Here is a 12,315-nt window from a genome sequence, read left to right as displayed (position 1 = left end):
GACAACAACGACGATCCGGGAGAAATGAATATGAGCGCGAACCCGTTCGACGACGTGGACGGCCGCTTCTTCGTATTGGTCAACGACGAGAACCAGCATTCCCTGTGGCCGGCTTTCGCCGAGGTGCCGCACGGGTGGCGGATCGCCTTCGGCGACGCCGGCCGGTCGGCCTGTATCGACTACGTCGAGCGGAACTGGACCGATATGCGGCCCAGCAGTTTGCGCGAGGCGACCACCGCCGATCAGGGACCGGCCGCCGTTCAGTGAATCTGCCCGGTCCGGCGTACCGCGTGGCACCGAACCCCGGTCGTAGAGCCGGCGGCGCGACGCGCCCGCGAATCCCCGCCGGTCGATCGTCAGGGACGCGGTTTCCGGCCGCCACCCGAGGGGCGGGTCGGCCGGAAACCGGGTCCGGTGAACGAGTCCCGGAACATCGGGCCGGGGCGGAGCCGTATTCAGCAGTTCGACGGTGCCGGGTCGCCGCGGAAACGGCCTCGAGCCATGTCATGACGGCCGGTATGCCGAGGACCGCCGCGGACAGATGTTCCGGCGAGACGGTGAGTTCGGCTTGCGGTGGTACACCGGCCGCGCAGTAACGCTGGTTCGTTCAAAGCGTTTTCTTCCGATAACCAGGGGAGCGTCACCGGGATACCGGCGGCCGGCGCCGGGCCCGCGCGTTGGGCGCGGCGACTCCGGTCACCAGGTGACGTTGATGGGGCCGGGGCTCCACAACCCGGAATGTTCTCGCCGGGTCACGCTCGGCGCGGCCGGACGGGCCGAGGCGTCCACAGGCGTGAGCCGCTGTAACTGCCCCCAATCGTGACTCCAGTCGTCTTTCAGATAGGTGGCCAGGGTCTGTGAGCGCAGCAACTGGCGACTCCAGCCCAGCGGTCCGCCACCGTCGTGGCGCTGCCAGAGGTTGGTGGTGTTCGCGGCGGGACGGTCGGGCAGGATGCGCCAGCCGGGAGCCTGGGCGATACCGTCCTTGTGATCGAACGGACGCTGGCACGGAAACTGCAATCCCACCGCCCAGTCGAGCAGCACCGGCTGGTCGGAGCCGATCAGCTCGTCGAGCGTGCGTGTCTGCGGAATCCGCGGCGGGGTCAACGCGATCCACTGGTCGGGATCGAGTGTCCGGTCCTGGGCGACGATCCGGACCACATCCGCCCGGTCCGGGATCTCGTCCAGCGGAACGCGCAGATTACGCCACGAGGGAGTCGGTCCGATATCGATGGGCATCACCTGTCCGAGCGAACGCGCTCCGGACACCGGATCGGTGACACCGTACTCGATATCGACGGGTTGTCCCGGCATGACCTCGCCGTCCTGGGTGATCGCCCGGAAGCGGCCCGCCGCGGTGATCGCCATGATCCCGGCGCGGTCGGCCGGGTCGGGCAAACGGTACCAGCCGGTGGTCAGTTCGGCCGATGCCCGCTGTCCGGCGGTACCGAGTACGGGGGTGGTGTTCGCCAGGCCGAACGGCAGTGGTGCGCCGCCGGTCTGGGTGACCGAGGTGCCGTCGGAGGTATCGTTCAGGGCAGCGGCGAGGCTGTTGTCGTCCGCGGGTTGATCGTCGTCGGACGTGGCATCGGCGACCCCGCCGGGAACGAAGCCCTCGGCGTCCGCCGCGAACGTCGTGGCGGCGTCACCGGTCAGTGGCGGGAGCATCGAGGTGTTCGGGTCGGATTCGACCAAGACATCGTCGGCCAGTCCGCACGGCTTCCCCAGTACGGCATCGACATTCGAGCGGGCCAGCGAGAACGCCGGATACTGGGTGGCCGCGGCGGTGGCGAATGAACCCACCTGGAAGATCACGATCACGGCCGCCGCCACCGTCAGCGGCGGGATCTTCACCAGCCGCCAGGCCCGCGGCGAAACCCGGTGCGGAGTACCCGGTTCCGGGGCCCGCAGATGCCACCACCCGGCGAGTGCCAGGCACAGCACGGCGACGATCAGGAATATCTCGCTCATCCCGACGCCGCCGATCGCCGGAGCCGTATCCCACCACGGAATACCGTGCCCGGAGGCGTAGAACCATTTGTTGACGCCGGTGAAGATCTGCGCGAGCGTTACCGCCACGATGGCGGCGAAGAGAGCACGATACCGCGGCGCCCGCATCACTCTCGGGCCCACCGCCACCGCGGTGACCACCGCGACGGCGCCGGCGAGACCGGCGAACACGCCGTTGTGGTGGGTGAACTTCGTGGGTACGGTCGCCATCAGCAGCATCGCGCCGAAGGTGATGCCGAGCAGGCGTTTCGCCGGCCCTGAGGTGATGAAGGGGATACGCCCGCCCTTGCGCAGCAGCACGAAGGCGCACACCAGCAGGCCGAGCCACATCGCGACGACCCCGAAACGGCGCCCGATCGAGCCGTCGGCGGTGGCGGTGAACAGCCGCTGATAGGCCTGGTAGTCGTCGAACCAGGGCACCGACGGGCCGACCGCGTTGTGCACCCGGGTCATCTCGAACATCGCCGACAGCGGTTGGACGCCGAAGGCGAAGACGAGTACCAGGGTGCCGGCCGCGGCCAGCGGGGCCAGTAGCGCACCGTAGGCCGAAATGCGCGCGGGCCAACCGATATCCCGGCCGCGACGTGCGGTGGTCACCGCCAGTGCGCGGGCCCGCCGGATCCCGAATCGCACCATCGAGCGCGCACCGGCCGCCAGCGGTGCGAAACAGATCACCCCCGATGGCGCGGCGGTGAGACTGAACGCCGCGATCATGATCGCGATCGCATACGGGAGCAGGCGTCTGCTCGCGATGGCGTGTTCGACGAAAACCCAGGTGAGTAGGACGGCGACCGCGATCACCGGTTCCGGTCGCAGCCCGTTGTTGTAGGGCAGCCAGATGGCGAGGAAGCCCAGCGCGCCGGTGCCGACCACAATGCGGTCGCGGCGCAGCCCGGCACCGAGCCGGGGAATCACCTCACGGCTCAGGGTGAGCCACGCGAGGATCCCGGCCAGCAGGGTGGGCAGGCGCACCCACGGACTGGCGATACTGATCTCGGTCAGCTGCGCGATCACGTCGTAAGGCGGCGTACCGACCGGATTCTCCGGCACGCCGAAGAACCGGAAATAGTTGGCCATATAGCCGGAGACCAGCGAGGTGCGGGCCATGCCGAATTGGTAGCCGTCGTCGGAAGTGGTGGAGCCGATGAAATGCCACAGCACCAGCGTCGTGAGGACACCCGCGTCGATACCGGTGAAGGTGCGCCAGCGCTGCGGCACGAGTCGGCGGATCCGGCGTCCGTCGGACCGGTCGAGCCTCAGCAGCGCGACCAGGGCGACCGCCGCCAGCACCACCGCCAGCACGGTCGCGGCGCGTTTGGTGAATGTCGGGGTGACCGAGAACCGGCTGTCGACCTCCACCTCGACCACGGCACCGGCCGGGGTGGCCAGATCACTGAACACGCCGACCACCTGCGGCCGGAAGTCCCCGGCCAGGAGGAGCGGTTCGGTATCGGTGCCGGTGAGCTCGGCGGTTGTCGCGACGCTGTCGGATCGGACCGTGAGCGTGGCGTCGCGGAGTCGGTCGAGCGGCGCGCTGAACATGGACTGACTGCGCAGTACCACCTCGAGGTGGGCCGGCTCGCCGTCCCGTGCCGGTTGTACCCGGGCGACGAATCCGTACTTCTCGAGGTCGGGCGCCCCCGCGGGCATGGTCGCCGCGACCAGCCCGCCGGTATCGGCCAGCTGGTCCAGTGCCGCGCCGGGCACGGTGACATCGAAGGTGACCGGAGCGTAGGACACCAGGGGCGCGGTGATACTGCGGGCCGACCCCTGCTGCGGCCAGCCGATGGTCGTCTTGTTCACGTGTACCGGCAGCAGCGGTACCGCCACCGCGAGCACTGTCGCGAACAGGCCGGCGATCACGGCGATCCACTTGGCCCGTCTACCGTGTGCCGGCCGCGGTGGTGGTGGTTGCTCGCCCGTGGGCGCCTCGTCCGCCCGCACCATGGTGTCCGTCACGGGGCGCGATCGTATCGTGACGCATTCGTAACCGGAGGAATCGGGCGCGGGATTCTCAGCCCGTGCTCAGGTGGAGAAATTCTCGCGATCGTGTGAACAGCGAGGACGGCGATTCCGGGCTGCGTCGGGCCGAGCGTGGGCGGCAGAATGCGGGGATGCCGATATCGCGACTCGACCGGTTCAACCGGCGTCATCCGTGGAGCCACAACGACCATTACGGCCGCTGGGTCGTCGACCGGGTGGTCGCGTCGAAAGCCCGTACGGTGCTCGATATCGGCTGCGGTACCGGCAATCTCGCCGCCCGGTTGCGGGATCGGGGTCTCACGGTCACCGCGCTCGAACCCGATACCGCGACAGCCGAAATCGCGGCGCGCCGGTTCGCCGGCGACCCGGCGGTGCGGGTGGTCCGAGCCGGTTTCGCCGAGCGTGAACCGGGTCGCCGCTGGGACGCGATCACCCTGGTGGCTGTGCTGCACCACCTTCCGCTGGCCTCCACCCTGCGGGAGGTGCGGGAGAGCCTCGCCCCGGGCGGGCGGTTGGTCGTCGTCGGCTGTTTCCGCGCGGCGGGTCTCGTCGACGGATTCGCCGCCCTGCCTGCCGTGGCGGCCAATCCCGTGGTGGGCATGATGCGGCACCCGGCGCCCGCCACGGCGCCGCCCCCGCATATGTCGGCACCTGTCGCCGATCCACGGGAGACCCTGACCGAGATCCGTGCCGCCGTCGCCGCCGAACTGCCCGGGGCGCGGATCAGGCGCCGCCTGTTCTGGCGCTACAGTCTGGTCTACGACGCCCCCGCCCGCGAATGAGCGGCGCGGCGGCTATTCGGGCCAGGGGCCGGTTTCGATGACGTCCACGAAATCGGTGCGGGTGAAGCCCGGCTGGAAACGGGCGAGAACATCGGCATTGACGGTGCCGAAGGTGGTGTCGGGTCGATCGGCGAAGCCATGGGCGAAGGCGGCCAGGATCTGCTTCTTGAAATCGGGCCGTGGATGAGCCGCGACCACCGCGCGGATCTCGTCGGGGTCCAGGTCGTGGTAGCCGATACCGAGGACATCGGTGGCGACACCGGCGCTCACCAGCGCGATCTCGGGTTCCATATGTTCGGGGATACCGGGGGTGGTGTGCAGGGCGATGGCCGTCCACACCCGCTGAGCCGCCGCGGTGTCCAGGCCGTGGGCGGTGAGGAAACGGCGCGCTTCGTCCGCGCCGTCGACTTCGAAGCGCTGATGGGTGGTGCGATAGGCGTCGGTCAATCCCAGATCGTGGAAGAGGGCGCCTACGTAGAGCAGTTCGGGATCGGGATCGAGGCGGCGCCGGCGGCCCCACAGCATCCCGAACAGATACACGCGCCGGGAGTGGTGGAACAGTAGCGGCGGGGCGCTGTCGCGCACCAGTTCGGTGGCCTCGGCCACCATCCGGCTGTCGGGTATCACAACTCCCGCGATGGACTCGGTCATTCCGATCCTTCCTGTACACGAGGTGATCGCTGTCGTTGCCCGGAACGCGTCGAGAAGGCCGGCGCTACCGGCGGTCCCTCGGTCCACCGGGGGTTCCGCGCGGCGGGTGCGTACTGCCCGGCTCTCGGAGAAGAGGCAGGTCGCTGGGCGGACTGAGCATAGATCGCGAGCGGGGCGGGGCAGTTGTGACCGATCGGCGTGGCCGGAAGTTCGCGAGAACTATATTTCAAATCCGGGGTCGAGATACCGCCGGGCACCGTCCCGGCCGGGACCGGTGTCCCGGCGTCGGTGAGCCCGTGCAGCGCCGCCGGCAGCGGCTGCCGGTGCAGGACACCGAGCCGTTGGGTGGCCCGGGTGAGGGCCACATACAGTTCGGCCGCGCCCCGCGGTCCGGCGGCGAGGATCCGTTCCGGCTCCACGACCAGGACGGCGTCGAACGCGAGGCCTTTGGTTTTCGACGCCGCGACCGCACCCGGCACATCCGGCGGGCCGATCACCACGCTGGTGCCTTCACGGCCCGCTTCGGCTGCGGTGAACTCGGCCGCGGCGTCCGGCAACTCCTCCTCGGTCACCTGCCTGGACCACGGCCGGACACCACAGGCGCGCACCGACTCCGGTGGCTCGGTCCAGCTGTGCGATATCGTCACCTACGGTGGCCGACGTCATCGGTGATTTCCACGGTGCGGCCCCGAAGCGCCGGCCGCGCGGCGAATATCGAATCCGCCGCATCGGGAACGTACCGGCGATATCGCACGCCTCGCCGTTCCGCGGGGGTCGGCTTCCGGTTGCCCGAGTGCGCTCGCCCCGCGGTCTACTGCCCGGCGGCCTGCGGTGGCACCAGGCGCAGCGTTCGATCGGCGACGGGGACGCGGGCCACGAGCCAGACCACCACGCTCTGCTCCTGGCCACTCTCCAGTGTCTCGAATGGTGCGTCGACCGCACCCAGTTGCGGGTGGTCGAAGCGCAGGGTCGACGTCACCGGATGCCCCGGTCCTTGCGGACGCCAGCGGGCCGCGAACTCGGGAATTGTGTGCAGGATGTCGATCGTCTCCCGCAGGCCGGCGTCGCCGGGCCAGCGCAGGCTCGCGCGGCGCAGCGTCTCGGCGAAGGTATCGGCGGCCTCGGCCCAGTTGCGCAGTGTTCTTCGTGCCATCGGATGCTCGTAGACGTAACGGGCGAGGTTTACCGCGTCCCGGTCGTCCAGCAGGCCCAGCGGAGTCTGGTAGCCGGACCTCGGTCCGGCGATGGTCGATGGTATGACCACACCACCGGAAACCACCACGCTGCGTCCCGGCGCCTGGGCGCTCGACACCGCGCACTCCTCGGTCGCCTTCACCGTGCGGCATCTCGGTATCGCCAAGGTGCGCGGAGGCTTCACCCGCTTCGAGACCGAGTTCGTCGTGGACGACTCCGGCGCCGCGACCCTCGGCGCGACGGTGCACCTCGACTCGTTCGATACCGGCAACCCCGACCGGGACGCCCATGTGCGCGCCGCCGATTTCCTCGATGTCGCCAACCGTCCGACCCTGACCTTCCGAGCCGTCGAACCGGTCCGTATCGCCGAATCGTTCACTGTGGTGGGCGAGGTCACTCTGGGGGATGTCACCCGGCCGGTCACCCTGGACGTCGAGTGGGGCAGGATCGGCGATTTCGGTCCCGGCGGCGAACGCCACGCCGGTTTCTCCGCGACCGGCACCATCAAGCGCACCGAGTCCGGTGTCGGGCAACCGGCGCCCGGACTGCTGAGCGATGCGGTCGAGATCGAGCTCGAGATCCAGCTCATCGAGCCGAACTAGGCCGGACACCGCCGCGGTATCGATTCGCTGCCGGCGGGGCCGGACGTAGCGGGCGTCCGGCCCTGTCACGACTCCCGCACCGCCGGTGCCCGTATTCCTTCCACTATGGGACGCTCGACACCGGACCGGGTCGACGAGGTCCGCGGGCAGCGGTGGCGAGAGGGAGGAAGATATCTGTGCCGAATGATGTCGAGCAGCAGCGCTGGCTGCGCGAACTGAAGCCGGGCCGCACCGGATATTCCGCGCTGGTCTGTTTCCCGCCGGGCGGTGGTTCGGCCACGAGCTACCGTGACCTCGCGGCGAGCTTCGGACCCGGCCCATCGGTCTACGCGGCGCAGTATCCGGGGCGTCAGAACCGGATCGGTGAGGGGTTCGTTTCCTCGATCAGCGATCTGGCCGATCATCTCGCCGCGGCCACCGAGTCCCTCGTGCCCGGGGGCCCGGTGCTGTTCGGACACAGTATGGGTGCCACTGTCGCGTTCGAAACGGCCCGGCGACTGGAGGCGCGCGGGCGGCCGGTTGCCGCGCTGTTCGTCTCCGGGCGCCCGGACCCGGCGTTCGTCGACCAGGGCACCCTGCATCGCGGGACCGATACCGAACTTATCGCCGAGCTCGAGCGCCTCGCGAACGACCCGGCCACGGTCACCATCCTGCGCGACGAGCCCGCGCTCGCCGAAATGGTGCTGCCTGCGGTGCGCAACGACTATCGAGCGGTCGAAACGTACCGGTATCGGGAAGGTGAGCGGCTGCGCTGCGATATCGTCGCCCTGCTCGGGCGCTCCGATCCGACGACGACCCCGGAGCAACTGGCGCGGTGGCGCGAGCACACGAGCGGTGATTTCGCGGTCCGGCTGTTCCCGGGCGGCCATTTCTATCTCGACGAGCACGCACGCGAGATAGCGGACCTGATCACCCCGGTCCTCGTGTCCGGCGGCTCACCGACGAGCTGAGGACCGGCGTCACCCGAGTACTGTCCGCTCCCGGCGCAGCACGGCCCGGGCCAGTTCGGCGGGGGTCCCCGCGGTGGTATCCACCACCGTGTCGTAGGGGTGGCCGTGCTGATGGACGGTCGGCAGGTGGCCCCGCGCCAATCCGGCCGGGTGGCCGCGCGCCAGCTCCCGCCGGTCGGCGACAGCCGGCGGACAGGTGACCCGGACCAGCTGGACATCCAAGCCGGACAGGGCATCCAGCCATATCGACAGCAGATCCGGGGTCAGCAACATCTCGTCGACGACGAGATGGTCACCGCCGTGGGCGAACGCGGCGGCCGCGGCACACGCCGAGCGCAACATCCGGCGTCCGACGTCGCCGTAGCGGATGACCACCGCCGGCCGGTCCTGCGCGTCGTGTCCCGTGCGGTCGTACCAGAATCCGTCGCGGCTGCGCGGGCCGTCCCGCCCACCACCCCAGTTCGGCGGCACCAACCCGAACAGGGTGTCGATTCCCCAGTAGACGAACGGAATATGGCTCTCGTCCTGGATGGCCCGGGCCAGCGTCGTCTTACCGGAGCTCGATGTTCCGTTGAGGAAGATGACCCGGCAGGGGAGTTCGGGACTGTGCACCGGACAACGGTAACCGTGCGGCCGCGGGGCTTCCGAAAGAGTTCGCGGCCCGGTCTCCGGGCCGAAAGCGATACTTCCGCGATATCACCGAGCGGACGGCCATTGCGCAGAGCCTGGTCTCGCGGATCGTCGCCCGGTTCCGTGAGCAGCGCCTACTGAGCACGGCGCCGGGCCCCCGCGACGGTCGGCGCGTGCTGGTCACCGTCGAGCCGGGGGCGTGGAAGAAGATTTCCGGGCCCGGGGGCGGGCGCCGATCGATCACGCGCTGGACAGCGAACTACCCCACCTGTCGCCGGATGGTCGAGTTGCTCGACGAGTTCGCGGACCTGATCAACGTGCCCGGGACGACTGCCGCCACCGGCGCGGAATGAGGACGGTCGGGCGCCGCCACGCCGTCCGCGCGGGGAAGACGGACCGTCGCCGGGCGTGGTCCGGCGGTGTTGCGGGGGTGGAGGAGGATGATGGCCCCGTGGCTTCCGAACCGAATACTCCCGAAATGAAACCGCGCAGCCGCGATGTCACCGACGGGCTGGAGAAGACCGCGGCCCGCGGCATGCTGCGCGCGGTCGGTATGGGCGACGACGACTGGGGCAAAGCCCAGATCGGCGTGGCCTCCTCGTGGAACGAGATCACGCCCTGCAATCTGTCGCTCGACCGGCTCGCCGGTGGATGTAAGGACGGCGTATTCGCCGCGGGTGGTTTCCCGATGCAGTTCGGCACCATCTCGGTCTCCGACGGTATCTCCATGGGGCACGAGGGAATGCATTTCTCCCTGGTCTCGCGAGAGGTGATCGCCGACAGCGTGGAGACCGTGATGCAGGCCGAACGGCTCGACGGGTCGGTGCTGCTCGCCGGCTGCGACAAATCGCTGCCCGGCATGCTCATGGCCGCGGCCCGGCTGAACCTGGCGAGCGTATTCCTCTATGCCGGTTCCATCCTGCCCGGTGTCGCGAAACTGTCCGACGGCAGCGAACGCGAGGTGACCATCATCGACGCCTTCGAGGCGGTGGGCGCCTGTTCACGCGGTCTCATGAGCCGGGCCGATGTGGACGCGATCGAGCGGGCCATCTGCCCCGGTGAGGGCGCCTGCGGGGGAATGTACACCGCGAATACGATGGCCAGCGCGGCGGAAGCGCTGGGGATGTCGCTGCCCGGCAGCGCGGCGCCGCCGGCCACCGACCGCCGGCGTGACGGCTACGCCCGGCGCAGCGGGCAGGCCGTGATCGAACTGATCCGGCGCGGCATCACCACCTCCGATATCCTGACCCAGGAGGCGTTCGAGAACGCCATCGCGGTGGTGATGGCCTTCGGTGGATCCACCAATGCCGTACTGCATCTGCTGGCGATCGCGCATGAGGCCGGCGTGGCACTGAGCCTCGACGATTTCGCCCGGGTCGGCCGCCGCGTCCCGCATCTGGCCGATGTGAAACCGTTCGGCCGGCATGTGATGACCGATATCGACCGGGTGGGCGGCGTGCCCGTGCTCATGAAAGCCCTACTGGATGCCGGACTCCTGCACGGTGACTGTCTCACCGTCACGGGCCGGACGGTGGCCGAGAACCTGGCCGATATCGCGCCGCCCGATCCGGACGGCAAGGTGGTGCGCGCGCTGTCGGCGCCCATCCATCCGACCGGCGGTATCACGATCCTGCGGGGTTCGCTCGCGCCCGGCGGTGCCGTGGTCAAATCGGCGGGATTCGAATCCGATGTCTTCGAGGGCACCGCACGGGTTTTCGACCGGGAACGGGCCGCGATGGACGCCCTGGAAGACGGGACCATCTCGGCCGGCGATGTGGTGGTCATCCGCTACGAGGGGCCCAAGGGCGGCCCCGGGATGCGGGAGATGCTGGCCATCACGGCGGCGATCAAAGGTGCCGGACTCGGCAAGGATGTCCTGCTGCTGACCGACGGACGGTTCTCCGGCGGTACCACCGGTCTGTGTGTCGGCCATGTCGCCCCGGAGGCGGTCGACGGCGGCCCGATCGCGTTCGTCCGGGACGGTGACCGGATCCGGCTCGACGTCGGGGCGGGAACCCTGGACCTGCTCGTGGATCCGGCGACGCTCACCGGCCGCGGTGAAGGCTGGGCGCCACTGCCACCCCGTTACACCCGGGGGGTGCTCGCCAAGTATGCGCGACTGGTGGGCTCGGCCTCGAACGGTGCCGTATGCGATTGATTCCGTGGGGGATTCGGCCGTGGACGGGGTGTGGGGAGCACGTTCGGGAGTAGGCTCGTCGTGGACGCTCCGAGACACCACGAACCGGGGGTGACCATGACGACGAAGATCGCGAACACAGTAGGCGAACTGATATCCGCGCTCACCGCACCGGCCGGACAGGCCGACCCGTATCCGCTGTACCGGAAGCTGCGCGAACTCGGTCCCGCCGCCCACACTCCGGACGGGACACTCGTGGTCAGCGGTTACCGGCTCGCCACCACCCTGGCGCGCGATCATCGGCTGCTGAAGCGGCCGGAACACGGACTCGCCGCCGCCGGGTTCGCCGACTGGCGCGAACACCCGGGCCTGCGACTGATGTTCACCAGCATGCTGGTCCGCAATCCGCCCGATCACACCCGGCTGCGCAGATTGGTCTCCGGCGCTTTCACCGCGCGGCGAGTGGCCGGGCTGCGCCGGGCGATCGCCCGTACCGTCGACCGGTTGCTCGGCGATCTGGCCGGGCCCGGCGCGGTGGATTTCGTGGACGCTTTCGCGTTCCCGTTGCCGGTCACGGTGATCGGTGAGCTGCTCGGGGTGCCCGAAGCCGACCGGCTCCGCTTCCAGCCGCTGGTGCGGGACTGGACGGGGGTGCTCGATGTACTGGACGGCCCGGGCGTTGCCAGAGCCGACGACGCGGCCGCCGAAATCAGTGACTATCTGCGCGATCTGGCAGCGCGGCGGCGCCGGGAGCCACGCGACGATCTACTGTCGGCCCTGGCCGTACCGGCTGCCGACGGTGCGCGCCTGGACGACGACGAACTGAGCACCATGGCGGCCCTGCTGTTCGCCGCGGGGTTCGAGACCACCACCGGGTTGCTCGCCAACGGCCTGGTCGCGCTGCTCGAACACCCGGACCAGGCGGCATTGCTGCGGGAGAACCCCGAGCTGGCCGGTCCGGCGACCGAGGAGTTGTTGCGCTACGACTCGCCGGTGCAGCTGCTCACCTCCCGCACCGCGCCGGAGGAACTGCACAGCGGTGGTCTCACACTGCCCGCCGGACAGCGGGTCGTCCTGCTGCTGGGCGCGGCCAATCGGGATCCCGAGGTCTTCGCCGAACCGGACGTACTGCGCCTGGACCGGGCGGGCGAACCGCCGCTGTCGTTCGGCGGCGGTGTGCACTACTGCCTGGGGGCGCCGCTGGCCCGGCTGGAAGCCCAGCTCGCTTTCCCCGCGCTGCTGCGCGCGTTTCCGGCGCTGACCCAGGCGGGGCCGGCGGTGGCGCGGAAGGGACTCGCCCTACACGGCCTGACCGCCCTGCCTGTCACCGCCGGACCACGGTCTCGCTGAAGATCGCCACGAGCCGGAAGCGGCCG

General features: G+C 69.6%; 11 protein-coding genes and 2 pseudogenes. 8 read left to right on the top strand and 5 right to left on the bottom strand.

Annotated features, from left to right (window positions below):
* The first annotated feature begins 30 nt into the window (after positions 1-30).
* A complete protein-coding gene (locus tag NGR01S_RS03090) occupies positions 31-267 on the top strand; it encodes an MbtH family protein (RefSeq protein WP_063034938.1) in 237 nt (78 codons plus the stop codon).
* 429 nt (positions 268-696) lie between these two features.
* On the opposite strand, the gene NGR01S_RS03085 is transcribed toward NGR01S_RS03090, so the two are convergent.
* The gene (locus tag NGR01S_RS03085; RefSeq protein ID WP_063034937.1) at positions 697-3,957 is read right to left on the bottom strand and encodes an arabinosyltransferase domain-containing protein; all 3,261 of its coding nucleotides are present in this window, start codon (positions 3,955-3,957) and stop codon (positions 697-699) included.
* A gap of 167 nt (positions 3,958-4,124) precedes the next feature.
* Here NGR01S_RS03085 and NGR01S_RS03080 point away from each other — a divergent pair, with 167 nt between their 5' ends.
* The gene (locus NGR01S_RS03080; protein WP_063034632.1) at positions 4,125-4,775 is read left to right on the top strand and encodes a class I SAM-dependent methyltransferase; all 651 of its coding nucleotides are present in this window, start codon (positions 4,125-4,127) and stop codon (positions 4,773-4,775) included.
* Between the two features lie 12 nt (positions 4,776-4,787).
* Here the strand turns inward: NGR01S_RS03080 and NGR01S_RS03075 are convergent, their stop codons facing one another.
* The 3 genes and pseudogenes from NGR01S_RS03075 to NGR01S_RS03065 form a co-directional block, all read right to left on the bottom strand.
* Entirely contained in the window at positions 4,788-5,426 is a 639-nt protein-coding gene (locus NGR01S_RS03075; protein ID WP_063034631.1) for an HD domain-containing protein, read from the bottom strand.
* A 284-nt stretch (positions 5,427-5,710) separates the two neighbouring features.
* Positions 5,711-6,046, bottom strand: a pseudogene (locus tag NGR01S_RS29920) (helicase); the annotation flags it as partial.
* A gap of 191 nt (positions 6,047-6,237) precedes the next feature.
* Complete coding sequence (locus NGR01S_RS03065; RefSeq protein ID WP_157107090.1) at positions 6,238-6,690, bottom strand: MmyB family transcriptional regulator; 453 nt, start codon at positions 6,688-6,690, stop codon at positions 6,238-6,240.
* Here NGR01S_RS03065 and NGR01S_RS03060 point away from each other — a divergent pair.
* The gene (locus NGR01S_RS03060; protein WP_063034628.1) at positions 6,683-7,222 is read left to right on the top strand and encodes a YceI family protein; all 540 of its coding nucleotides are present in this window, start codon (positions 6,683-6,685) and stop codon (positions 7,220-7,222) included. The two genes, NGR01S_RS03065 and NGR01S_RS03060, sit on opposite strands and share 8 nt — an antisense overlap.
* A gap of 176 nt (positions 7,223-7,398) precedes the next feature.
* Positions 7,399-8,172, top strand: a complete 774-nt coding sequence (locus NGR01S_RS03055) for a thioesterase II family protein (protein WP_084480312.1) — start codon at positions 7,399-7,401, stop codon at positions 8,170-8,172.
* Positions 8,173-8,181: 9 nt separating this feature from the next.
* Here the strand turns inward: NGR01S_RS03055 and NGR01S_RS03050 are convergent, their stop codons facing one another.
* Complete coding sequence (locus NGR01S_RS03050) at positions 8,182-8,784, bottom strand: chloramphenicol phosphotransferase CPT family protein (RefSeq protein ID WP_063034627.1); 603 nt, start codon at positions 8,782-8,784, stop codon at positions 8,182-8,184.
* A gap of 59 nt (positions 8,785-8,843) precedes the next feature.
* Between NGR01S_RS03050 and NGR01S_RS33090 the strand changes: the two are divergent.
* From NGR01S_RS33090 to NGR01S_RS03035, 4 genes and pseudogenes are all read left to right on the top strand, one after another.
* Positions 8,844-8,963 (top strand): annotated as a pseudogene (locus tag NGR01S_RS33090) (hypothetical protein); the annotation flags it as partial.
* Positions 8,964-8,975: 12 nt separating this feature from the next.
* Positions 8,976-9,155 carry a hypothetical protein gene (locus NGR01S_RS32240; RefSeq protein ID WP_063034626.1) on the top strand — a complete coding sequence of 60 codons (180 nt, stop codon included), beginning with the start codon at positions 8,976-8,978 and terminating at the stop codon, positions 9,153-9,155.
* 125 nt (positions 9,156-9,280) lie between these two features.
* The gene (ilvD, locus tag NGR01S_RS03040) at positions 9,281-10,960 is read left to right on the top strand and encodes a dihydroxy-acid dehydratase (RefSeq protein ID WP_063034625.1); all 1,680 of its coding nucleotides are present in this window, start codon (positions 9,281-9,283) and stop codon (positions 10,958-10,960) included.
* 96 nt (positions 10,961-11,056) lie between these two features.
* Complete coding sequence (locus NGR01S_RS03035; RefSeq protein WP_063034624.1) at positions 11,057-12,289, top strand: cytochrome P450; 1,233 nt, start codon at positions 11,057-11,059, stop codon at positions 12,287-12,289.
* Positions 12,290-12,315: the final 26 nt, after the last annotated feature.

It is taken from the genome of Nocardia grenadensis NBRC 108939 (genome assembly GCF_001613445.1).
In the GTDB taxonomy this organism is placed as follows: Bacteria; Actinomycetota; Actinomycetes; order Mycobacteriales; family Mycobacteriaceae; genus Nocardia; species Nocardia grenadensis.
This window is presented reverse-complemented; position numbering and strand designations above follow the sequence as displayed.

What these genes read in the sequence shown, in the direction of transcription:
- ilvD (WP_063034625.1), top strand. Translation starts at nt 9,281, where the DNA reads ATGAAACCGCGCAGCCGCGATGTCACCGACGGGCTGGAGAAGACCGCG.
- NGR01S_RS03035 (WP_063034624.1), top strand. Translation starts at nt 11,057, where the DNA reads ATGACGACGAAGATCGCGAACACAGTAGGCGAACTGATATCCGCGCTC.
- NGR01S_RS03085 (WP_063034937.1), bottom strand. Translation starts at nt 3,957, where the DNA reads ATGGTGCGGGCGGACGAGGCGCCCACGGGCGAGCAACCACCACCACCG.
- NGR01S_RS03090 (WP_063034938.1), top strand. Translation starts at nt 31, where the DNA reads ATGAGCGCGAACCCGTTCGACGACGTGGACGGCCGCTTCTTCGTATTG.
- NGR01S_RS03075 (WP_063034631.1), bottom strand. Translation starts at nt 5,426, where the DNA reads ATGACCGAGTCCATCGCGGGAGTTGTGATACCCGACAGCCGGATGGTG.
- NGR01S_RS03080 (WP_063034632.1), top strand. Translation starts at nt 4,125, where the DNA reads ATGCCGATATCGCGACTCGACCGGTTCAACCGGCGTCATCCGTGGAGC.
- NGR01S_RS03060 (WP_063034628.1), top strand. Translation starts at nt 6,683, where the DNA reads ATGACCACACCACCGGAAACCACCACGCTGCGTCCCGGCGCCTGGGCG.